Annotated in this window: 25 protein-coding genes and 1 riboswitch; of the genes, 3 read left to right on the top strand and 22 right to left on the bottom strand. The window is 33.2% G+C overall.

Translation table 11 applies throughout. From position 1 onward, the window contains the following. Positions 1-94: 94 nt before the first annotated feature. The 12 genes from secF to LN736_RS13735 form a co-directional block, all read right to left on the bottom strand. On the bottom strand, positions 95-967 hold the full coding sequence (secF, locus tag LN736_RS13790; protein WP_179978320.1) for a protein translocase subunit SecF: 873 nt from the start codon (positions 965-967) through the stop codon (positions 95-97). A gap of 10 nt (positions 968-977) precedes the next feature. After that, the gene (gene secD, locus LN736_RS13785) at positions 978-2255 is read right to left on the bottom strand and encodes a protein translocase subunit SecD (RefSeq protein ID WP_150357322.1); all 1278 of its coding nucleotides are present in this window, start codon (positions 2253-2255) and stop codon (positions 978-980) included. A gap of 142 nt (positions 2256-2397) precedes the next feature. Then, entirely contained in the window at positions 2398-3756 is a 1359-nt protein-coding gene (scfB, locus tag LN736_RS13780; protein WP_229981742.1) for a thioether cross-link-forming SCIFF peptide maturase, read from the bottom strand. Positions 3757-3842: 86 nt separating this feature from the next. Next, the gene (gene scfA / locus LN736_RS13775) at positions 3843-3980 is read right to left on the bottom strand and encodes a six-cysteine ranthipeptide SCIFF (RefSeq protein WP_150357318.1); all 138 of its coding nucleotides are present in this window, start codon (positions 3978-3980) and stop codon (positions 3843-3845) included. A gap of 79 nt (positions 3981-4059) precedes the next feature. Beyond that, positions 4060-4431 carry a TIGR04086 family membrane protein gene (locus LN736_RS13770; RefSeq protein ID WP_150357316.1) on the bottom strand — a complete coding sequence of 124 codons (372 nt, stop codon included), beginning with the start codon at positions 4429-4431 and terminating at the stop codon, positions 4060-4062. Between the two features lie 87 nt (positions 4432-4518). After that, positions 4519-4821, bottom strand: a complete 303-nt coding sequence (yajC, locus tag LN736_RS13765) for a preprotein translocase subunit YajC (protein ID WP_150357314.1) — start codon at positions 4819-4821, stop codon at positions 4519-4521. Between the two features lie 31 nt (positions 4822-4852). Then, the gene (tgt, locus tag LN736_RS13760; protein ID WP_229981741.1) at positions 4853-5983 is read right to left on the bottom strand and encodes a tRNA guanosine(34) transglycosylase Tgt; all 1131 of its coding nucleotides are present in this window, start codon (positions 5981-5983) and stop codon (positions 4853-4855) included. A gap of 65 nt (positions 5984-6048) precedes the next feature. Beyond that, the gene (queA, locus tag LN736_RS13755) at positions 6049-7074 is read right to left on the bottom strand and encodes a tRNA preQ1(34) S-adenosylmethionine ribosyltransferase-isomerase QueA (protein ID WP_229981740.1); all 1026 of its coding nucleotides are present in this window, start codon (positions 7072-7074) and stop codon (positions 6049-6051) included. 6 nt (positions 7075-7080) lie between these two features. Further along, positions 7081-8130, bottom strand: a complete 1050-nt coding sequence (gene ruvB, locus LN736_RS13750; RefSeq protein ID WP_150357308.1) for a Holliday junction branch migration DNA helicase RuvB — start codon at positions 8128-8130, stop codon at positions 7081-7083. Positions 8131-8144: 14 nt separating this feature from the next. Continuing rightward, positions 8145-8735, bottom strand: coding sequence for a Holliday junction branch migration protein RuvA (ruvA, locus tag LN736_RS13745; protein WP_150357306.1), 591 nt, complete (start codon positions 8733-8735; stop codon positions 8145-8147). A gap of 136 nt (positions 8736-8871) precedes the next feature. After that, positions 8872-9468: a hypothetical protein gene (locus tag LN736_RS13740; protein WP_150357304.1), complete on the bottom strand. Its 597-nt coding sequence runs from the start codon at positions 9466-9468 to the stop codon at positions 8872-8874. 52 nt (positions 9469-9520) lie between these two features. Then, positions 9521-10342 (bottom strand): ComEC/Rec2 family competence protein, encoded by an 822-nt coding sequence (locus LN736_RS13735; RefSeq protein ID WP_229981739.1) that lies wholly within the window; start codon positions 10340-10342, stop codon positions 9521-9523. A gap of 195 nt (positions 10343-10537) precedes the next feature. Then, a riboswitch (SAM riboswitch) is annotated at positions 10538-10642 on the top strand. A gap of 91 nt (positions 10643-10733) precedes the next feature. Here LN736_RS13735 and LN736_RS13730 point away from each other — a divergent pair. Next, a complete protein-coding gene (locus tag LN736_RS13730; RefSeq protein ID WP_229981738.1) occupies positions 10734-11906 on the top strand; it encodes a trans-sulfuration enzyme family protein in 1173 nt (390 codons plus the stop codon). Between the two features lie 203 nt (positions 11907-12109). Here the strand turns inward: LN736_RS13730 and LN736_RS13725 are convergent, their stop codons facing one another. From LN736_RS13725 to rd, 5 genes are all read right to left on the bottom strand, one after another. Beyond that, on the bottom strand, positions 12110-12850 hold the full coding sequence (locus LN736_RS13725; protein WP_150357299.1) for a YebC/PmpR family DNA-binding transcriptional regulator: 741 nt from the start codon (positions 12848-12850) through the stop codon (positions 12110-12112). 98 nt (positions 12851-12948) lie between these two features. After that, positions 12949-13593, bottom strand: a complete 645-nt coding sequence (locus tag LN736_RS13720; RefSeq protein WP_150357298.1) for a YigZ family protein — start codon at positions 13591-13593, stop codon at positions 12949-12951. Positions 13594-13650: 57 nt separating this feature from the next. Continuing rightward, positions 13651-15057, bottom strand: a complete 1407-nt coding sequence (gene pdxR / locus LN736_RS13715) for a MocR-like pyridoxine biosynthesis transcription factor PdxR (protein WP_179977871.1) — start codon at positions 15055-15057, stop codon at positions 13651-13653. A gap of 156 nt (positions 15058-15213) precedes the next feature. Further along, the gene (locus tag LN736_RS13710) at positions 15214-16113 is read right to left on the bottom strand and encodes a nucleotidyltransferase domain-containing protein (protein ID WP_150357296.1); all 900 of its coding nucleotides are present in this window, start codon (positions 16111-16113) and stop codon (positions 15214-15216) included. Between the two features lie 243 nt (positions 16114-16356). Then, the gene (gene rd, locus LN736_RS13705) at positions 16357-16518 is read right to left on the bottom strand and encodes a rubredoxin (protein WP_150358809.1); all 162 of its coding nucleotides are present in this window, start codon (positions 16516-16518) and stop codon (positions 16357-16359) included. A 301-nt stretch (positions 16519-16819) separates the two neighbouring features. On the opposite strand from rd, the gene hpt reads away from it, so the two are divergent. Beyond that, a complete protein-coding gene (gene hpt / locus LN736_RS13700; protein ID WP_150358808.1) occupies positions 16820-17341 on the top strand; it encodes a hypoxanthine phosphoribosyltransferase in 522 nt (173 codons plus the stop codon). 61 nt (positions 17342-17402) lie between these two features. Here the strand turns inward: hpt and yunB are convergent, their stop codons facing one another. Continuing rightward, positions 17403-18071 (bottom strand): sporulation protein YunB, encoded by a 669-nt coding sequence (gene yunB, locus LN736_RS13695; protein WP_179977872.1) that lies wholly within the window; start codon positions 18069-18071, stop codon positions 17403-17405. A gap of 136 nt (positions 18072-18207) precedes the next feature. Between yunB and LN736_RS13690 the strand changes: the two genes are divergently transcribed. After that, complete coding sequence (locus LN736_RS13690; protein ID WP_229981736.1) at positions 18208-20544, top strand: transglycosylase domain-containing protein; 2337 nt, start codon at positions 18208-18210, stop codon at positions 20542-20544. Between the two features lie 86 nt (positions 20545-20630). Here LN736_RS13690 and sigF read toward each other — a convergent pair whose 3' ends face one another. The 4 genes from sigF to speE form a co-directional block, all read right to left on the bottom strand. Next, positions 20631-21386, bottom strand: coding sequence for an RNA polymerase sporulation sigma factor SigF (gene sigF, locus LN736_RS13685; RefSeq protein ID WP_150358806.1), 756 nt, complete (start codon positions 21384-21386; stop codon positions 20631-20633). A gap of 9 nt (positions 21387-21395) precedes the next feature. Next, positions 21396-21824 (bottom strand): anti-sigma F factor, encoded by a 429-nt coding sequence (spoIIAB, locus tag LN736_RS13680; RefSeq protein ID WP_150358805.1) that lies wholly within the window; start codon positions 21822-21824, stop codon positions 21396-21398. Between the two features lie 16 nt (positions 21825-21840). Next, positions 21841-22176: an anti-sigma F factor antagonist gene (spoIIAA, locus tag LN736_RS13675; protein ID WP_150358804.1), complete on the bottom strand. Its 336-nt coding sequence runs from the start codon at positions 22174-22176 to the stop codon at positions 21841-21843. Between the two features lie 471 nt (positions 22177-22647). Further along, complete coding sequence (speE, locus tag LN736_RS13670) at positions 22648-23475, bottom strand: polyamine aminopropyltransferase (RefSeq protein WP_179977874.1); 828 nt, start codon at positions 23473-23475, stop codon at positions 22648-22650. Between the last annotated feature and the right edge of the window lie 63 nt (positions 23476-23538).

Genomic DNA, 23538 nt, shown 5'->3' with positions numbered 1-23538 from the left:
TATGACTAGATTTTCCACAATAAAAAAATCCAAAGTTTCAATATACTCTGGATTTTTTATTTTATCATATTGAATGTACATTTTAAATAATTAACTAAGTCGTTTTATTAAGTTTTCTCCTATTGGCCAACATATGTTTTTTTATCATAACCCAACACGGACTGGCAATGCATATGGAAGAATAACATCCTGTAATTACACCTATGAGAATAGGCTCTGAAAATACCCTTACGGAAGGGACCAAAATATACACAGAAGTCAGAGTTATTACAACGGTGAGTACAGTATTTATAGATCTGGCAAGTGTCTGTGTGACACTTGCATCTGCAACGATCATAGGATCCACTCTTCTCATGTATCTTTGATTTTCTCTTATTCTATCAAAAACAACTATAGTATCATGAATGGAATATCCTATAACTGTAAGTGCTGCTGCTATAAAATTGGAATCTATAGAAACCCTAAGTACTGCATAAACAGACAGCATTACAAGTACATTGTGAACAAGAGATATAATAGCCGCCATACCAAAACTGAGTTCAAATCTTATGCCTATATATATAAACATGGCCACTATTGCTATCACGACAGCTTCTATAGCTTTTACTCTAGTTTCCTTTCCTATAACAGCTCCTATATTTTCCTGATTTGTCAAGCTGCTTTTTTTATACTTGGCTTTAACATCTTTCACAATTTTGCTTATCTCATCATTAGTAAGAGAAGTAGCTTTTATGGTTATGGATTTATTGTCGGATTTATTGGATTGAAAATCAACAGAGTATTTCTTTACTATGCTGTCCACATCTGCTTTGTCAAAATCTGTGCCTAAATTTATCTCCACTATAGTACCGCCTTTAAAATCCAGTCCATATTCCAGTCCTTTTGTAGCCATGGTAAATATTCCAATAATAATTATTATAAGGGAAATAGTAAACCATATCTTTCTTTTTTCAACAATTTTATATATACCACTCATGTTATTTTACTAACCCCTTTCTAAAATCATGTACACCAAAAGTCCCAATAGTTTGTTTGTGGTTAAACCATCCCATATTGGCTACCAATTTCATAAGGGTTCTGGTTACAGTTACTGCGGTAAACATACTTAAAGCTACACCTATGATCAGGGTAAGGGCAAATCCCTTTACGGAACCCGTTCCCACATTATACAGCACAAAACCGCATATAATAGACGTAATGTTTGAATCCAGAATCGAGCTCATGGCCCTCCTAAAACCGGCATCTATAGATGCCTTAACTGACCTTCCACTTTTAAGTTCTTCTTTAGTTCTCTCAAAGATAAGTATATTGGCATCTACTGCCATTCCTACCGTCAAAAGAAACGCCGCAATACCAGCCAATGTAAGGGTCACATTTACGCCGGCAAAAGCCGCCAAAACTATGTATACATACAGTGTAAGTGCTATATCTGCAATAAGTCCAGGAAGTCTATAATATAAAAGCATGAACAGCATTACAAGTCCTATTCCAATTTTACCCGCCAATAAACTAAGTGGGAGGGCATTGGCTCCTAGAGATGCACCTATAGTTTTAACCTGAACCGGTTTTACCGTAACTGGAAGTGCTCCTGATTTTATAAGATCAGCCTGCCTTTGTGCCTCCTGAAGAGTCTGGTTTTTACCGCTTATGACGGCTCTTCCATCGGTTATATGTGCATCCACCTGTGGATTGGTAAGCATGTCATTATCCAAGTAAATTGCTATTTTTTGTCCCATAAATTTTTGAGTGGCATCTGAAAACTTTTTGGCTCCCTGCTGGTTTAATTCCAGATTTATCACAGCTTGATTTCCATTTGTAGAATCAATGGAAGCAGTAGCATCTTTCACATCTTTACCGGTAAGTATGGTTTTATTGTCAGGGCCTACAAATTTAAGTTCACCGGTTTTTGCCACACCATCTATTACCTCTTTGGCATCAAATTTTCCCGGTATGTCAATTCTTATTCTCTTCTGTCCTTCCCTGGCCACCACTGTTTCACTTACTCCTAATTTATTAACTCTCATAGACAAAAGTTCCACAGTTCTGTCCATGGTCTTTTGATCCACATTATTTCCCTGAACTTCTTCAAGTACAGAAACTCCACCTTGAAGATCAAGTCCCCTATTTATAACTTCACCAAAAGGTTTAAGTTTATATCCTCCTAAAGTCACTCCATATGCTCCCGAATAAGCTAAAAAACCTATCAGAATTATACATAGGAAGAAAACTATGGTACTTTTCCCCTTAGATTTCATCTTTATCCTCCTCAACCTGTAAATAAATACTATTTTTTTACAACAATCCACATTAGAAATTATATTACTTAAGAAAAACAGCGTCAATACTATGAGCCCAAATATAATGACTTTAAGTATTAACTTTATGTAAAATATATTCCTATTTTTTCATGGTTCTGACCTTAAGTGCAATAGCACACTCAATTCTCTTTTTCTGCATTTTACATCCCAGTGAATAGGGTTCTCTCATATCTCCATTGAAATTGTAATTATTAGCCTGACATCCGCCGCTGCAGTAAAACCTTGCCCAACACTGTTTGCATTTGGGTTTATTATATATATGGGCCGTCTTGAACTTTTGAACAATATCCTCCCTTAAATTATTCCAATCATTTAAATTTCCCATTTTAAAATCTTCATTACCCACAAATTGATGACAGGGGTATATGTCTCCATCGGGAGTTATAGCCACATACTCATGTCCTGCTCCACAGCCCGATATTCTTTTATATACGCAGGGTCCCCCTGTAATATCTATATTAAAATGATAGAATTTAAACTTTCCACCATTTCGAAGCATTTCTTCATACAGCTTGTCATACTGCTCATAGATAGTTGGCAGATCCTCCTCCCTTATTGAGAGTGGGTTGTCCTTAGGAAGCACTACAGGTTCTATGGATATTTCATCAAATCCTTCATCTGCAAGATATTTTATGTCTTTGAAAAAATCCGTATTTTTTCTGGTAAAAGTTCCCCTGACATAGTATTGTTTAGATTTATCCCTTATTTTTACCATCTTTTTGATTTTGGGCAATATGGAGTCAAAGGTTCCACTTCCATCTATCCTCACTCTCACTCTGTCATTTACTTCTTTTCTTCCGTCAATACTCAACACTATATTCCCCATATTTTTGTCCAGATAATCTATTATTTCATCATTTAAAAGTGTCGCATTAGTAGTCATGGTAAACCTTATACTCTTATTGTGTATCTTTTCTTGAGATCTTGCATAATCCACAATCTGCCTTACAGTATCAAAAGCCATGAGGGGCTCTCCACCAAATAAATCCACTTCTATATTTTTCCTAGGTCCTGATTTTTCTATGACAAAATCAATTGCTTTTTTCCCAATATCAGCAGACATAAGCTTTCTGCTTCCCTTATATTCGCCTTCATCTGCAAAACAATACTTACACCTTAAATTGCAATCATGCGCAATGTTTAAGCACAATGCCTTTATAAATGATACCGAATTGTCATTTTGCAACGCAATATTTTCATAGAGATCTTTAGAATACAGTATATCCCCTTTAATTAATTCCTCTATCTCTCCATATGCCTCCACAATATCCTCTTTTTCATATTTATCTTTGAGCATTTCCAGCGTCTCTTCAAGACCAGGCAGTTTTTCATCATCCAGGATATCATACACCAGCTGGTCAACTTCATGAAGTGCCCCGGAGTTTACATCCAATACATATCGATATCCACCCTGTACAAATTTATGAATATTAGCCAAATTATTCCCTCCTATAATACACTTATCTTTACGATGACATAAATTTTAGGCAGTAACTTTTTATCTGTTACTGCCTAAAATTTATATTAATTTTCACAGGCCAAATTGGCAACGGTACAGGAAGTTTTGCACGCCGACTGGCAGGAATTAGCACATTCTCTGCAACCTGGCTTTTTTAGGCTATCTCTTATATTAGAATTACTTATAGTTTTTATATGCTTCATATTAAACTCCTCCAATTAATAATATATCGTTTAGATTATAACATAAATCAATTTCAAAATAAAGCCGGACTATAAGTACCTATTGCAAGTTAATTCCAATCATTCCAGATAAGGCCCCCACTATTAGTGCAAGTACTAACCTCTTAATTCCATCTACACCTATCACAGCAGAATTTCCCGAAATAACAGAAACTACATATAGTATAAATAGATATAAAAGAGTAACTATAATACCTATAAGCCATCCCTTTTCCCCTATTTTCCTCACTGCATAAATGGAAGCGTACATTATACTGAGTATTGTCGTAATAAGATAAACTATATAACTTACCTGACTGCTGACTTCTATAAAAGTCATTACAACGGCAAAGATCAAAAGCAAAATCACAGTAATTATAAATCCTCTAATAACTCCTTCTATAGCAGAAAGATAATTATTACTTTTTTCCAAATTAAAACACCTCCTATCTAATAGTATCTATGTAGACAAAAGGCGCTTTATACCTAAATTTTAAACTTCTTTTCTTTGAATTTATTTCTATTTACCCTTATTAGAATTTTCTGAGCTTTTATCATCTGAAAGGACATTTAACACCCCTGTCTTGTCAAGTTTTATCTTTATTCTGTCAGGTCCTGTCTGAAGTGTTATAAAACTTTCATTTTCTCTGATATTTATAATTTTACCTACTATACCACCTTTAGTCATAACCTCATCATTGACTTTAAGATTACTCAACATAGCATTGTATTTTTTTCTTCTCCTGCTCTCTGGTAAAAATATAAGCAAGTAAAAAATTACCACTACAAATATAAATGGTGATATCCTAACTAATAAATCCAACGCTTTCACCTCCTTATAAAATAGTTCTTATTTAACTTTTGTCTTCCCATTGATTAAGCTTTTCTCTTTTATATGAATGAAAATAATCTCCATCAATAGCATCTCTTATTTCCTTCATCATATTATTATAAAAATATAGGTTGTGGATCACACAAAGTCTCATAGCCAGCATTTCCTTTGCCTTAAACAGATGTCTTATATAAGCTCTGCTGTAATTTTTACAAGTGGGACAGCTGCATCCTTGATCAATGGGATTATCATCTAATTTATACTTTGCGTTTAAAAGATTTAATTCACCTTCCGATGTAAATACATGGGAATGCCTTCCATTTCTTGCAGGGAGGACACAGTCAAAAAAATCCACCCCTCTTTCCACTGATTCAAGTATATTTTCCGGTGTGCCCACCCCCATCAAATATATGGGTTTATTCTGCGGAAGATATGGTATGACACTTTCTAAAATCCTGTACATTTCCTCATGAGTTTCCCCTACTGCCAATCCTCCAATGGCATACCCTTCCAGATCCATTTCGCTTATTATTTTAGCATGTTCTATTCTTATGTCATCATATACTCCACCCTGATTTATTCCAAAAAGCATCTGCTTTTTATTTATAGTATCAGATAGAGAATTTAATCTGTCAAGTTCTATCTTGCACCTTTTAAGCCATCTAGTAGTCCTCTTCACTGAATCTTCAACATAATCTCTCGGGGAAGGATTTTTCACACATTCATCAAAAGCCATGGCTACAGTAGACGCCAAGTTGCTCTGAATTCTCATACTTTCTTCAGGTCCCATGAATATCTTTCTGCCGTCTATATGGGAATTAAAATATACCCCTTCTTCTTTTATTTTTCTTATATCAGACAGTGAAAATACTTGAAAGCCGCCTGAGTCAGTTAAAATGGGTCTATCCCAATTCATAAATTTATGTAATCCGCCCAGCTGCCTAATGATTTCATCTCCCGGTCTTAAACTCAGATGATATGTATTGGACAACTCTATTTGACAGCCAATTTTTTTTAAATCCATAGTTGAAACCGCACCCTTTATAGCCGCTAAAGTACCTACATTCATAAATACCGGAGTTTGAACCACGCCATGGGGAGTAACAAACTCACCTCTCCTTATTCTTCCACATTTTTTCAGTAATTTATACATCGAAACACCTCATATTTATACAATTCACAATGCACAGCCTAAATTTTTATACCTGACTCCTAAAATCACTTGATAAACATGGCATCTCCAAAACTGAAAAACCTGTATCTGTTTTTTACCGCTTCCCGGTATGCATTTAATATATTTTCTCTCCCACATAGTGCACTTACCAGCATTATGAGGGTAGATTGGGGTAAATGAAAATTTGTTATAAGCTTATCTACTATCTTATACTTATAGCCCGGATATATAAATATATCTGTCCATCCTGACTGTTCTCTGACTCTTCCATCTTCATCCGCTATGGTTTCAAGAGTTCTGCAGGATGTGGTTCCCACAGAAATTACACTGTGCCCGCTTTCCCTTGCTCCGTTAATTACATCTGCAGTTTCCCTCGACATACGGTAGTATTCAGAATGCATATCATGGTCTTCAACATTTTCAACCTTAACCGGTCTAAAAGTTCCAATACCCACATGTAAAGTCAAAAAAGCAAGTTTAACTCCCTTATCTTCTATTTTTTGGAGTAAATCCTCTGTAAAATGAAGTCCAGCCGTAGGGGCTGCCGCTGAACCTTCTTCTTTAGAATAAACCGTCTGATACATTTCCTTGTCTTCCAACTTTTCCTTTATATAAGGCGGCAAAGGCATTTGCCCAAGTTTATCCAGTGCTTCTTCAAATATTCCCCTATATTCAAATTTAACTATCCTATTTCCGTCTTTCTTTATCTGAGATATTTCAGCTTTCAACTCTCCATCTCCAAAATCAAACCTGTCTCCAATCCTAGCTCTTCTTCCCGGCTTAACCAGTGTTTCCCAGCTGCCATCCTCATTTCTCTTTAACAGCAAAATTTCCATTTTTCCGCCGCTGCCCTCTTTTTTCCCTATAAGCCTGGCAGGTAAAACCCTGGTATCATTTAAAACAAGACAATCTCCCGGATTTAAATAGCCTATTATATCCCTAAACACCTTATGTTCTACTTTTCCTGTCTTCTTGTCCAATACCATAAGCCTTGCTTCATCTCTCTGTTTTAATGGATGTTGTGCAATCAGTTCCTTAGGTAAGTAAAAATCAAAATCCGTAACTTTCAATAAATTTCACTCCGTTTCGTTTTGTCCACGATGACTGTATTGTTTTCTCTTCAATGTGCCACCTTTTCTAGTTTTATTAAAATGTCTGTAGGCACTATCAGATGCCATTCTCCCCCTAGGTGTTCTTATTATAAAACCCTTCTGAAGCAGATAGGGTTCATACACATCTTCTATAGTATCCAATTCTTCTCCTATAAAATAAGCCAGTGTCTCTATTCCCACAGGTCCTCCATTGAAATTGTCAATTATAGCCTTTAATATTTTATTGTCTATACTGTCAAATCCCTCTTCATCCACTTCCAATAATTTTAAAGCAAGCTTGCTGGTCTCAACATCTATTGTTCCATTACCTTTTACCTCTGAATAATCTCTAACCCTTTTCAAAAGTCTATTTGCAATTCTCGGTGTTCCCCTGGACCTTTTTCCTATTTCCAGGGCAGCTTCATATTCTATATTTATATCGAGTATCTCTGCAGATCTAATTATAATTTCACTGAGCTCCTTTTCTCCATAAAACTCCATGGGACATAACATTCCAAATCTATCCCTCAGTGGAGATGTCAAAAGTCCTATCCTAGTAGTAGCTCCTATTAATGTGAATTTAGGAAGATCCAGTCTTATGGATTTTGCAGCCGCACCTTTTCCTATAACTATATCAAGTGCATAGTCTTCCATAGCAGGATACAATATTTCCTCTACGCTTCTATTTAATCTGTGTATTTCATCTATGAAAAGCACATCCATATCATTTAAACTGGTAAGTATTGCAGCTAAATCCCCCGCTCTCTCTATAGCCGGACCAGAAGTAACTTTCAAATTCCCTCCCATTTCCATGGCAATTATATTTGCAAGAGTGGTTTTCCCAAGTCCCGGCGGTCCATAGAGAAGCACATGATCCAGTGCTTCTTTTCTGTTTTTCGCAGCTTCTATAAATATATTAAGCTTATTTTTCACCTTGTTTTGTCCTATATATTCACTAAGTCTTTTAGGTCTTAAACTATGCTCGTTTTCAGCATCACCCTCCATATTAAATGGAGTGACTATTCTATTTTCCACACCCATCACCTAGCCTAATCCATTAAAAATTTCAAAGCTTCTTTTATCATAACTTCAATAGAACTATTATTATTTATGGCTTTCAATGCACTGTTTGCCTCCTTTTCAGAGTATCCAAGGGCCTTGAGAGCTTCTACAACTTCAGAAGTGGTTTTGCCTTCACCAAGCTCTTGACAATTATTCTCATGATCCCCGATTTCCTCTGGGGATACTTTATCTTTTAATTCCAAGATAATTCTCTGCGCAGTTTTCTTTCCTACTCCGGGAGCCCTCACTAAATTCTTTTCATCTCCAGATATTATAGCATACTTTAAATTAGCAACATTACTTATGGATAGGAGCGAAAGTGCTGCTTTAGCACCTATTCCATTTATAGTCAAAAGAAGATTGAACATGTTTATCTCCTCTTTCGTCAGAAAGCCATACAATCCTATAAAATCTTCCCTTACTATTTGCTGCAGATACAACAATATGTTTTCACCTATTTTAGGGGTGTTAGCAATAGTACTACCTGACGTATTTATTTTATAGCCTATGCCATTGTTTTCAACTATAATATAATCTCTACTCACGCCTCTATATATCCCCTTTATATACTCATACATCTAAAATTCCCCCGTAAAATATTGAAAATCATATAAATATTATAGCACATATTATACTTTATCATTTTGAATACCTCAGTTCAAGTGATAATTATATAGAACCAGGCTCCTTTACCTAAAAAAGCCTTAAAGGCTACTATTCATAGTCTTCAAGGCGTGCTTCTGCTTCTTCTCTGGTATTACACTGAAAATATTTGTCTCCCTTAGTCAAAAGTTTAATATCTTCTTCTTTCAACCTATTCGTACTTATACTTGTAATATCTCTTTTTTCATTTTCTATAAGCATATTTCCCTGTTTATCTGTTTTATATATAGCTATAAATCCATTTTTTATTCCCAATACATATTTATTAGGAGCATATTTGTCTACATTTTTTATTAACACTATTTCTCCTGCACTGAATTTTTCTACCTTATATCCTACATCCTTATAAGCTTTTTCAACTTCACTTTTCTTCTTGCCAGCTAACTTTCCTGCCAATTCCTGTTTTTCTATCTGAACTTCTCCGCTTTTATCATATTTTATCTTGAATATTACTCTGGCATCATTATCAACAACACCGTTTATGGAAGAATTCACTTTTACAGTATCATAGGAATTCTTGTTAGCTTGACTTAATTTCTTTTCCATATTTATATTTTGAAATCCCACTATACATATATAACAACTCAATCCAAAAATTAAAATAGTAAAAACAACTAAAATTGCCGTGCGAATTTTTCTTCTATCCACAATATCCCTCCTTTTCTGGATATTATAGACACTTTTATAAAAATTATACATGTTATTTCAATCTTATGCTGGTATAATTTTTACTGCAATACAATATGTCATTTTTAATGACTATATTGCCTTGATTATCTATTCTCCAAACTATTGCCCCCTTGTTTATAAGTCTGTTTTCAACTCTTTTATCCGGAGTTCCCACTCCATCACTCGTTATAATCGCCACTCTAGGTTCTACCCTATCCAAAAACCTATTCGTAGTACTTGTATTTAATCCATGATGGGGAACTTTAAGCACATCACATTTTTTAAGTTCGCCTGTTTTTAAAATATCTTCTTCTTCTGATCTCTCACAGTCTCCTGCAAATACATATTGTAATCCATTTACTTTTCCCTGCAGGACTATAGAATTATTATTTTCTACAGTTTTACTTTCACGAACCGGCCCGATTGCCTTAAGAACGCATCCATAATTTTTAATTTCCCAACCTCTTTTTATATATTCAACATCCACCCCCATTTTATTCAGCTTATCACTCATAATATTCTGGATATAGTTTCTATGATCTGGAAGATACACCTTACAAACTTTTCTGGACTGAGCTATTTTAATTATGCCTTCATAGTGATCATCGTGATAATGAGTGAGTATTATACCATCTATGCTTTTTACCTGATTTAAATCCAAATATCTTATAATTCTCCTGGTATAATAAGCAGCTCCTGTATCTATAAGATAATTTTTATCATCAGTTTTTATTAAAATACAGTCACTCTGACCAACTCCTAAAAAATGAACCTCATAATTTCCAAATTTAGCCAGAGCAACATTATCCATATACATTATAATTACAAAAATAATAGCTAATATTCGTTTCATACAAATTACTCCTCATAAATCGTCGCTATTATTATTTTTTACAATTAAAATTGTTATATTCTAAATTATAGGTGAGAAAATCTCATGACACATAGTACATATTTAAAATAGAAAAGTAAAAGTTCCTAACTCCATCAACAAAAATATTTGACAAAATTCCTATTTAGGTATACTATTAAAAAAATTAATAAATAAATCTTATCAAGAGCGGTGGAGGGACTTGGCCCTATGATGCCCGACAACCAACATTCTATTTAATGTATGGTGTTAATTCCAACAGATTATTCTGAAAGATAAGAAAAATTTTCAAGTCGTAACTTTAAAGCTGTTTTTCTTATGAAAAACAGCTTTTTTATTTTATACTATACACAATTAATAAGGAGGAAAATTTATGAGCAAAGAAACCAGCTTTATAACAAAATGCATTCACGTGGGAAATGGTATTGATAAAGAAACCAGGGCCATAAGGCGCCCAATAACCATGGCAAACTGTTACAGGCTTCCCGAAGATGCATCTTCAATCAACTGGAGTGATCCAAATCAGATATTATATACCAGAAACACCTCTGCAAATCAACTTTATCTTCAGCAAAGACTTGCCGCACTGGAAGGTGCAGAAGACTGCGTGGTCCTTGCAAGTGGTGTCGCTGCACTGGCAGGTGTGTTTTTTACTTTTCTTGACAAAAATTCACATGTGATCTGTTCAAATGTATCATACATAGCAGTTTACAGACTGTTAAACGAATATCTCCCTGAAAAATACAATATAGAGACATCCCTTGTAGATACCTCCAACCTAGAAGAAATAAAAAAGGCCATACACCCCAATACCAGGCTCATTCATGTTGAAACTCCAGGAAACCCCACCACGAGAATAAGCGACATTGAAGAAATTGCAAAAATTGCGAAATCCGCAGGAGCTCTACTTAGTGTTGACAGTACATTTGCCTCTCCATACCTGCAGCGCCCTCTTGAACTGGGAGCAGATCTTGTTATACACAGCTTGACCAAATATATAAATGGACATGGTGATGCCATGGGTGGAGCAGTGCTGGGCAAAAAAGATCTCATAGACAAAATTAAAGCCCAGGCTATGGTGAATCTGGGGGGAACTATAAGTCCTTTTAATGCATGGCTTATAATGAGAGGTGTTGTGACACTTCCCCTGCGTATGGAGCAACACAGCCATACCGCTCTCAAAGTCGCCCAATATCTGGAATCAAATCCTTCAGTGAAGTTCGTGGCATATCCGGGTCTTGAAAGCCATCCGCAGCATGAAATTGCCAAAAAACAGATGAAGCTCTACTCAGGAATTATAGCTTTTGCACTTAAAGCAGATGCGGAAACCCATAATAAATTTATAAATTCACTTGAGCTCATCGTTCCGGCAGTTTCCCTGGGACATGACGAGAGCCTGATTGTATACACTGGAGCAAGTGATGAAAGGATCAATTTCTATCCAGAAAATTTCAGAGATGGATACATAAGATTCAGTGTAGGACTTGAAAGTGCGGAAGACATCATTGAAGACTTAAAACAAGCATTGCAAAAATGCGGATTATAATAATACAATGCTTTCAAACTGGGGGATAATCCCCCTAGTTTTTATCCGAACGCTACCATTGCTGGCTACTCCCAACTTCTCAAAATGGGACATAAGCACTGCTGTGCGCCTGAATAAGGCAAAACGTATTATTTAACAATAAAAACCACTTTTGATATGAATATTATATATATATCCATATCAAAGATGGTTCATATGGTCCTTTACCCTTCAAATTCTTCAGGAAAATCAGCATTGTGATAAACATCCTGAACATCATCATCGTCTTCAAGTTTATCTATTAATCTCTGAACTTTTTCAGCAGTTTCCATATCAACAGAGATAGTATTATCCGGTATCATAGTAATTTCTGCTGACAAAAAATCAAGTCCATTTCCCTCAAGATTTTCTCTGACTTTCCCAAACTCCTCTACAGAAGTAATTATTTCAAAAACTTCCTCCTGGGCATCAAAATCCTCTGCACCGGCATCCAGGGCTTTCATCATGACATCATCTTCATCAATGTCATCTTTTTTCTCTATAATAATCTGACCTTTAGTTTGAAACATCCAGGACACACATCCATTAGCTCCTAGATTTCCACCGTGTCTTGAAAATGCAGCCCTTACACTGCTTGCCGTTCTATTTTTATTGTCAGTTAATGCTTTTACTATCACAGCAACCCCTCCAGGTCCATATCCTTCATAAACTATTTCCTCATAGCTTACCCCTTCCATTTCTCCGGCGCCTTTTTTGATTGCCCTGTTTACTGTATCCTGGGGCATATTATTTGCCTTAGCTTTTGCTATGACATCTCTTAATTTTGCATTGCTATCTGGACTTGAACCACCGGTTTTAGCCGCAATAGCCAATTCCTTTCCTATCTTAGTAAATATCTTACCTTTTTTCGCATCTGCCTTACCCTTTTTTGCCTGTATATTATGCCATTTTGAATGTCCTGACATATAAATTTCCTCCTAACTTACAGTTTATAACTATTTAATATTGATCATGCAAATTGTATTATATCATATAAAAGCAGATCACTACAAATATAAACGCATTATTCTTTAATCAGGTTATTATCAACTTTAAAATAAAATTCTTCATCTCCAACTATAAGTTCACATTTTCCATTGGTTACATCTATTATCTCATTTATCAGCAAATCAACATTTTCTAGAATACAATTTATTGACAACTGAACTTTGTCAGCATATTCAATATTCTCTATAGGAATAGACTTTTGTTCAAAAAAATGCTGCAATTTCCCCAAATCCTCGTAATTTATAGATATATCTATAGGTGAACCTTTTACTCTTTCCACTATCTTTGCACTGTCAATAGATAATACAGCAGATTTAGAATAAGCTTTTGCCAGCCCGCCTTTACCTAGAAGTATTCCCCCAAAATATCTTGTTACCACTGTGACAATATCTGTCAGCTTCTTTTTTTTAATCACTTCCAGGATAGGTATTCCTGCAGTTCCTTGAGGTTCTCTATCATCACTGTATCTTTGAATATTCATTTTTTCTCCAATTACATATGCATACACATTATGTGATGCTTTAGGATTTTGTTCTTTCACCCTATTTATGAATCTTCTAGCATCACCTTCAGTATATACTCTCTTTACACTCCCTATAAATATGGACTTTTTTTCCTCAAATCTCGAACCAGCTTGATTTTTTACTGTAAAATATCCCATATTACCCCGCCTTTCAAAACATCCCTCATAAATTATTTCTTAAAAATATATAATAAACTATATAGTCATAAGACTATTTAATATTTGAATTCCTCTTTTTATATTTTCTTTGCTAACATGTGAAAATCCAATTTTAAAATATTTCTTACCTTCCGAAGGATTCTTATAATATAATGAACCCGGAGTAATTAACACTCCCCTACGTTTTGCCTCTTTAAAAAGACTTATGGAATCTATTTCAATACTATCTTTAATTTTTAGATAAAAGTGCAGTCCCCCTCCTGGCTTTGTAAAGTCTACCTTATCATTTAGGTATTTAACTATACATTTTCCCATATATATATACATATCCTTGTATTTTATATTTAACATATTTATATAATCCTTCCACATACCTTTCCTAATGTATAAATCCAATGCCCTCTGCATAAGGCTGGAGGTAGCTATATCCGTGTTAATTTTAGAATTTTGAATGTTCTCTCTAAATTTTTCAGGAGGTATTAAATATCCAATTCTTATGCCAGGCAAAAATATCTTTGAAAAACTTTTTATATAAATGACTCTATCATTATGATCCAAACTTTTAAAACTATTATATTTTATATTACTATCGTAAATTAATTCTGAAAGATAATCATCTTCTATTATATAAAAATTATATATCTCTGCCAACCTCAATATTTGTTTTTTTTTGTCATCATCATAGCTTATACCAGATGGATTTTGAAAATAGCTCATAGTATAAAAACATTTTATATTATTTTTTTGAAGTATTTTTTCAAGCTTATCCACATTTACACCATTCTTCTCTACTGGTATTTCAATTATCTCTGATCTTCTGGACTTAAATACGGATAGTGCTCCGCTGTAAGTTGGCTTTTCAACTATTACACTATCATCTGTATTTAGGATAGCTTTTGAAACTACATCTATTCCCTGTTGAGCTCCAGAAACTATAAGTATATCTTCTGGATTTACACTATCCTTCCAAAAGACATCACTTATACTTTTTCTCAATCCCTCATATCCCAACGGTTCCTGATAAATTAAAGCCCTGGACCCATCCCTGTCCAATACCTCATTTAAAACATTTTTAAAGAGATCTATTTGAAAAAATTCGCCGCTGGATGTCTCTCCTGTAAAATCTATATAGTCTCCTATTTCATTGCTGAATATTCTCTTCAATGCCCTAGAATACTCTCTATTAAGGTTCCTATTTATATCCCTCTTCTTGGCATAAGTTCCACTTCCCATTTTTAAGACGGCATATCCTTTACTTTGCAGCTCCTTATAGGCATTTACTATGGTAATATTATTTACTTTTAATATTCGCGCTAGTTCTCTTATAGCCGGCAGTTTCTCACCATCCTTTATTTTATTTTTGTCTATTAAATTTTTTATATGCTCCTCTATCATTAAATACTTAACTTTCCCTTTTCTTAAATCCATCAAATATTTATTCAATAGAAACTTCATTTCCCTTCTTTAAATTAAAATATATTAAAACATCCTATAGATATTATCCTACATCATCACAATAACATAAAAATAAAAGATTTAGTACTAAAAATCAAAATAAATTTTTGGTACTAAATCCCATTTCATTATATGGAAAAACCACTAAATAAAATATACATTTTCTTTAAATAAACACGTTCCATCTTTAGTTCTATAATCTCTGGATTCTTTTTTAATCAGGTTTCTCTTCCACAACTCATTTAGGATCTCTTCCATATTTATATTATAATTACAAAATAACTCGTCGTTTTTTATATCTTCCGAACTCAAAAAACAGTCTTTTTCTCTCATATAATTCAAAAGTATCTTCGCAACATTTCGAATATTTTTATCTACATTTTTCTTTAAATAATTCATAGTATCTTCTATAGACTTCTCCACTTCTCTAATGTCATTAAAAAACAAATTATCCACACAGACTTTAAAGTCATTATTTAAATTCATAGTCATAGTCATAGCATCCTTACTTATCATATGGCCTGATGAGTTTATATATAATTTGGAAAATTCTTCTATTGACCGTACTGCAGCAATATAAGAAGTATGTATTCCATTATTCTGAAGGTATTTTTTACATATACTCATACTTTTAAATAATTCTCCAAGATAAAACATATTCCACCTTTCTCTATCCAAATCGGGGTAATATCTTCCCACATCATATTTGGACGTTATATCCATGTCTTTAGAAAATATCAATCTAGAAGAAGATATTATCCTGTGAATGAATCCACCTTTTAAATCCTGTTCAGGCAATTGTAAAAAATTGTTCTTGCTCATAAACTTGACATGAATAGGCACACCTACCTCCTCTGTATACAAGTTTTTTACATCATCCATGTCATTTTCGCATACTATAAGTAAATCAATGTCAGACTCATCCCATAAATCCCCTGTAATCATACTTCCAAAAACCATAACTGCAAGAATAGAATCGTTAGTCCTAAGTCTTTCAATAGTAATATTAAAAGCTTTCTGATACTGTAAAATAGTTTTTTCCATTTTCCTGTCGGCCCCCTTTTAAATTTTGAGTATAAAATTATATTATATATTATACAATTATATACTATTTTTTTTACAAAAATTCAAGAACATATTTAATTTATATAATACTCTATTAAATTTTAGCTGCATAAATAAATATTTATAATAACAAAAGGTATCTGAAGATATAACACTTTAAGAGTACTATATCTTCAGATACCTTTTGTTACATTATTTAGCATTATTATCTCAACATACCAATTATTTTTCTTTTTCAAAATCGCTTTTTGGCACACCACAAAGTGGACATACCCAATCTTCAGGTAAATCTTTAAAAGCAGTTCCTGGCTTAATTCCAGAATCAGGATCCCCTACTTTAGGATCATAAACATAACCACAAGCAGTACAAACATATTTATCCATCGTAATTCCTCCTACGTAATATAAATTATACTATAATTATGGCACAGTCAATTTTTTAAGTCAATATGTACTATTCTATAATACATGCTATCATTTAATTATAAATTTTTTAGCTTTATCATATACTTTTTTTTCTATACTGATGCAGTTGTACAAACTTCTCCCCAATCAAGCAATTCTTGAGCACAGTTAAAAATTAATTATTAAAGAGTACCTAGTATTGAAAATTCGTAAAAATGTTGTTAATATTAATAATGTAAATTTGAGACCATGTTTTATAATATATCATTGGAGGTTTGTAATGGAAAATAAATCAAAAAATATACTGATAACTAAAGAAGAAATTGCAAAAAAAATAAAAGAATTGGGGAAATTGTTAAATCAAGAATACAAAAATAAAAATTTATATGTATTATCTCTTTTAAGAGGAAGTTTTATATTTACATCAGATTTAGTGAGGGAAATAGATCTTCCACTAAAAATAGGTTTTATGACAACTTCAAGTTATAAAAATTCCGAAACGTCATCGGGAAAAGTAAATATCTTAAATGATATATTGGATGATATTCACGGATATGATGTATTGATTGTAGATGACATAATAGATACAGGTATAACTATGGATTTTGTTATAAATTATATAAAATCGCGAGGTGCTTCCAGCATAAAATCCTGTGTGTTATTGGATAAACCTGAAAGACGAAAAATTTCCCTGGAACCGGATTTTTACTGTTTTAAAATTCCTGATGTATTTGTAGCAGGCTATGGTCTTAATTATGGAGATTATTATAGAAATATACCTTACATATTTAACTGGGACTAATTATATTCATAGATGATTTTAGGGGAAATCTTCTGTTATTTCCCCTATTAATCTTTTACAATTAATTTGAAATTTTAAACCCTGATTTATCAATTCCTAAATTTATAGCAGTTTCCGGGACCTTACCTAATACAATAGTATCCGATATGGGTACTTCATTTTTTACTTTTATATCTTCAGTTCCAAGGGGAATTATAATTTTCATATTCGTGTTTACTTCAACATATATTTTATGTCTTGATTGGTTTATGCCCACACTTTCAAAACTAGATATATATTTGGTTTCTATATACCCTACAGGCTGCATTTTGACAGTTATATTAGGCCCTAAAAATACCAGTAAATTATTTTTCATTATATATCCCAAAGGAACTTTTAATCCAACTTTTCCTATCTTCTTTAGTCTTTGCTGACACTTAATAGCCACATCACAAGCTATTTTATTCATCTTTAACGTATCTGTCCTTATCATATTTATATTCCCCTGATTATCTTTTTCTACATCTATAATATTTTTGTAATCAAATTGTTTTGAATACTCTTCTATAATTACCGAATTTATGGTTTCAGTAATTATAGTTCTAGCTTGCACATCAGTAGCTTTCACAATTGCTGGACTTATTTCTGCATTCACAAAATAAATAAACAGTCCTAAGATCATCAATGTACACCCTATTATAAATAGGATTTTCACTCTATTATCAGTAACATGAAATCTTCTTATATCCATCACACCCTTATAATCATATACCATAATATATGACAATAAATGATTCTTTATTTACCTAAAAATTTATATGTTTCATTAACACTTTAATTTATGTTATAATAATTTAAATGTAAAGGTTAAAACAAGGAGGACAATTATGGTTAAAAGACATAAAAAAACCCAAACCAAGACTTTTAAAAAAGTAGCTATCATTTTATCTGGTCTGTTAATAATAGCATTTATAGTCTTAATGGGTATATCCCTTGCAATTATAAAAAACTCCCCTAAATTAGATGTAAATCAAATATTAAATTTAAGCGAACCTTCTGTTCTATATGATGATAAGGATGAGCTAATGGATGCAGTGGTCACTCCTCAACAGAGAACAGTAATTCCATTTAGCAGTATGCCCCAAAATTTGAAAAATGCTTTCGTCAGCATAGAAGATGAACGGTTTTATACCCATAAGGGCATAGATTTAAAAAGACTTATCGGGGTAATATTCATAGATATTAAAAGCAAATTTATAAAAGAATCAAATATTCAAGGTGCATCTACAATAACACAGCAGCTGGTGAGAAGCATATTTTTGTCACCAGAAGTATCTTACAAACGAAAATTACAGGAGATATATCTTTCTCTGCAGCTTGAACAAAAATTAAGTAAAGATCAAATACTAGAAGCATATATGAATACAATTTTTTTAGGCGGAAGAGCCTTAGGTGTTGAAGCTGCTTCCAAACAGTATTTTGGAAAGCCTGCAAAAGATTTGAATTTAATTCAATGCGCTTTTATTGCAGGTATGCCTCAAAGTCCATCCGTATATTATCCTTATTCTCCAGCCTCACGAAAAAATCCATCTATATATTTAAATAGAACTGCCACCGTAATAAAAAAAATGTATGAAAATGGATATATATCTCAACCTCAATATACTTCAGCAATAAATGACATTTCTACAGGTAAATTGAATATTAATCCACAGCCTACTGTAAGCAATGGTTACAATAATGAATGGTTTACAGTATCGGTAATCAATTCGGTAAAAAAAGACTTAAAAGCACAATACCATTATAGTGATGACGAAATAGAAAATTTACTTATGTACGATGGTTTAAAAATACATACTACAATGAATAAAAATTTACAGCAAGAAACTCAAAATACTTTGGATAACAGCAGTGTTTTACAAGCTTCATCATTGGATAAAAACGGAATTGTACAGCCTCAGGCTTCTGCTGTAGTCATGGACTATCATTCTGGAGAAGTCAAAGCATTGGTAGGTGGAAGGGGCACACAGCCTGCAAGATCCTTTAACCGAGCTGCATCGGAAAATTATTTGAGACCTTCTGGTTCCAGTATAAAACCATTAACTGTATACGGTCCTGCCATAGACTCTAAAAAATTTACAGCAGCCAGTATTTTTGAAGATTCTCCATTATCAGATGAAGTTTCTTACAAATATACCACCAACGGAGAACCCTATCAGCCTAAAGATGATACCTACATAGGTGGAAATATGACCTTGAGGACAGCTATAACTCATTCTATAAATCTAGTTGCAGTAAAACTTGAAGACAAATTGGGATTAAATACCGCTGCCGATTATGCAGAAAAATTTGGAATTACTCTAGACAATGATGATAGAAGTAGTATAGCTGCACTGTCCCTCGGAGAACTCCATCATGGTGTAAATACATTGATAATGTCTGCCGCTTACGGGGTGTTTGGAAATTCAGGCACATATACTTCACCGAAACTCTACACTAAAGTTGAGGATAGAAATGGAAAAATTCTACTGGAGAATAAAACCAAGACAAAAAAAGTTCTTTCTCCCCAGGCAGCATATATAATGTATGATATGCTCAAAGGTCCGGTCAGTACTGAAGGTACTGCTCCTAGTGCAAATATAGGAAATATGCCTGTAAGAGGTAAAACTGGAACTTCCAGTGACAGCAAAAACCTGTGGTTCTGTGGGCTAACGCCTTACTATTCCGCTGCAGTTTGGATTGGAAATGATGACAACACAGTTTTGGACAGTTCCCTCAACAGCAACTCTGCGGCAAAACTCTGGGCAAATATAATGTCTCCTCTTCATAAGAATTTACCTGTAAAAGATATTAAAATGCCTTCCGGAGTAGTGGCCCAGTCAATTTGTTCCGAATCAGGTAAGTTACCTGTTTCAGCCTGTTATACAGATCCTGAAGGAAGTAAAGTCTATACTGAATTTTTTATATCAGGTACAGTTCCAACTGAAAAATGCGACATGCATCGCTCCTGGAACATTTTTGACTATTTTACAAAACACAAAGATAAGACAAATAACAATAAGTCCACAGATGACACCAATACTGGAAATACAAAAAAAGATGACACCAATTTAAACAGGGGTCAGAATAATTCTGACGGCAGTTCAGAAGATGATACAAACGATGGTGAAAATGTTAAAAATCCTGGAGATATACCTCCTAAAACACCAGATACAAATAATTAGAATAAAATATCAAAGTACAAGTTTAGACAATTCGCAATGTACAATTAATGAAGATTTAAACTTTGTACTTTGATATTTATTTTCAGCTATCCACCTAATATTTTTCTCATGTTCTTTAACACTTTCTTTTCTATTCTAGAAACCTGTACCTGATTTATACCCAACATTTTAGCTACCTGAACCTGAGTTTTATCTTTAAAATATCTAAGCATTATAATCTGTCGTGATTTTACATCTAAATCTTTAAGTGCCTCTTTAAGTGCAATTCTATCTATCATTTCTACGTCTTCATTTGGATTATTACTTATTTTATCTATTAAGAGAACCGGGGAGCCATCATCCTGGTGTATAGTATCATAGAGATACTGCAAACTGGTAACAGACTCCGTAGCAAATATCAGATCTTCAACTTCAACACCAGAGTATTCAGCCAGCTCTTCCACAGTAGGTTCTCTATTCAACTTTTTTGTCAATGCCTCTCTATCATAATGAAGTTTTTTAGCTGTATTTTTTACACTTCTACTCACTTTTATCATTCCATCGTCTCTTAAAAATCTCTTTATTTCTCCTAATATCATTGGTACAGCATATGTAGAAAACTTTACATTGTAACCTGGATCAAAGTTATTTATTGCCTTCATGAGTCCCATACATCCTATTTGAAATATATCCTCATACTCGTATCCTCTATTTAAAAATTTTTTGCTTATAGTTGATACCAATGGCAAATTCAATTTTACCAATTTATTTAAGGCATCTTTATCCCCTTGCTTTGCATATTTAATTAAGTCCAAGTTATCTTCATAACTACACTTTAATTTTTTTACTGCTTCTTCATCCATATCATTCACCTAACTTAATGAATTAAAAACTTTTTTCATTATCAATCTTGTCCCTTTATTTTTTTTAGATTCCACTTTAAGCGAATCCATAAAAGTCTCCATTACAGTAAATCCCATTCCTGATCTTTCAAGATCAGGTCTAGATGTATAAAGCGGCTGTCTCGCTAAATCTATGTCCTCTATTCCCACTCCCGTATCTTCCACAGTTAAAGTAAGTTCTCTGTTTTTAATAAAAGCCTCAATTTTAACTATTCCTTCCTTATTTTCATAACCATGAATAATAGAGTTCGTAACAGCCTCCGAAACTGCAGTTTTAACATCCGTTAATTCTTCTATAGTAGGATCTAACTGAGACACAAACGCTGCTACTGCTACTCTGGCAAAACTTTCATTTTGTGATTTACTAATAAACTCTATTTTCATACTGTTATCGTACATAATATTTATCCCCCCATTAAATATTCTCAATTGCTTCCTCAACATTATCATAAAGCTTTATAATTTTAAACAATCCTGAAAGTTCAAATACTCTCTTTACCAAATCAGTTGCTCCTGCAATACACATGGAACCGTTCTTTAAATTTAGTTTTTTATACCTTCCAATAACCACCCCTATTCCAGAACTGTCCATAAAACTTACTCCTGAAAAATCCATTATAAGTTTGTTCAATCCATCCCTGTCCAATCTATCATCAATTTTAATTCTAACTTCCTCTGCACTATGATGATCTAATTCTCCTTTTATACTCACTATGAGTTTATCGATTTTAATTTGAAATTCTAAATTCATGAATTATCCAAAGCTCTACTAAAATTACACTATAAAACTTCTAACATAATTTTAGCGTTAAAACATAATTTTAACTTTAATTTACCATATAACATATAATAGCCTTAATGTTATATGACTAAAGTTTAGTACACTAAACTTTAGCATATGCAAATATGCATAGTCCGAGCCAGACATTTTTACCCCCCTTCTGTTATTTTTTACGTAATACCCTTGTAATCTATAGAATAAAATGTTTACCTTAATTATTATTCTATAAGTGTAATAATCTTCCTTTTTTTTTCGTTAGTCATTTTATTATTCATTTTTACCATATATTATATTTTTAAACATATATATAAATTATTATCAAATATATGTCATTTTTCAGCGCCCCTATAGAAAAATATAGGTAAAAAAAACATATACAGCAAGTATATTACTCTACTGTATATGCTTTTTACCAGTTTAAAAATTAAAACAAATGTATTTTTATTTTGTTAAATTCTCTATAAATTTTGGGAGCACAAAACAGGCTTTATGCAATTCTTTTGTATAGTACTTCGTATTTATATTCACCGATGAAGATAAATCTACTTTTTGTGGATCATATTTTTTAGAACCCAATGTAAAACTCCAAAATCCACTTGGATAAGTCGGTATACCTGCCATAAACAATTTTGTTATTGGGAAAACAGCTTTTGCATCATTGTAAATGCCTTTTACCACCTCAGGCAAATAAAAAGGTGTTTCCGTCTGAGCCACAAATATACCATTTTCTGTCAAGCACTCATCTATTTCCTTATAAAAACTTCTACCAAAAAGGCCTTCTGCAGCACCAAAAGGATCTGTGGAATCCACTATAATAACATCAAAACTGTTCTTATGTTCATGTACATACTTTATCCCGTCCCCAATAAAAATTTCACATCTTGGATCATCTAATGCAAAGCTTATTTCAGGAAGGTATTTTCTACACTGTTCAATGACCTCCTGATCAATTTCACAGAGAACAACTCTTTCCACCGTAGGGTGCTTTAAAATCTCCTTTACGGCGCCACCATCTCCTCCCCCAACTACAAGCACTTTTTGGGGATTCGGATGGGTAAATAGAGGTACATGGGTTATCATTTCATGATACACGTATTCATCTTTAACAGTGGTTTGCACTATTCCATCTAAAACAAGCATTTTTCCAAAACAATATGTATCCACTATAGCTAAATCCTGATATTTAGTTTTCTTTCTAATCAAAGTTTGTTTTATCTTATACGTCATAACAGCATCTGAGATTTGACTTTCTCTTAACCATAAATCCATAAATATACCCCCCAGCCATCTTAAAATATAATTTTTTCCTACAGCAAACATCATTATAATAAT

Source organism: Clostridium aromativorans (assembly GCF_020908015.1).
GTDB lineage: Bacteria > Bacillota > Clostridia > Clostridiales > Clostridiaceae > Clostridium_B > Clostridium_B aromativorans.
The sequence above is the reverse complement of the archived record's forward strand: the minus strand, read 5'-3'. Positions and strand labels throughout refer to the sequence as shown.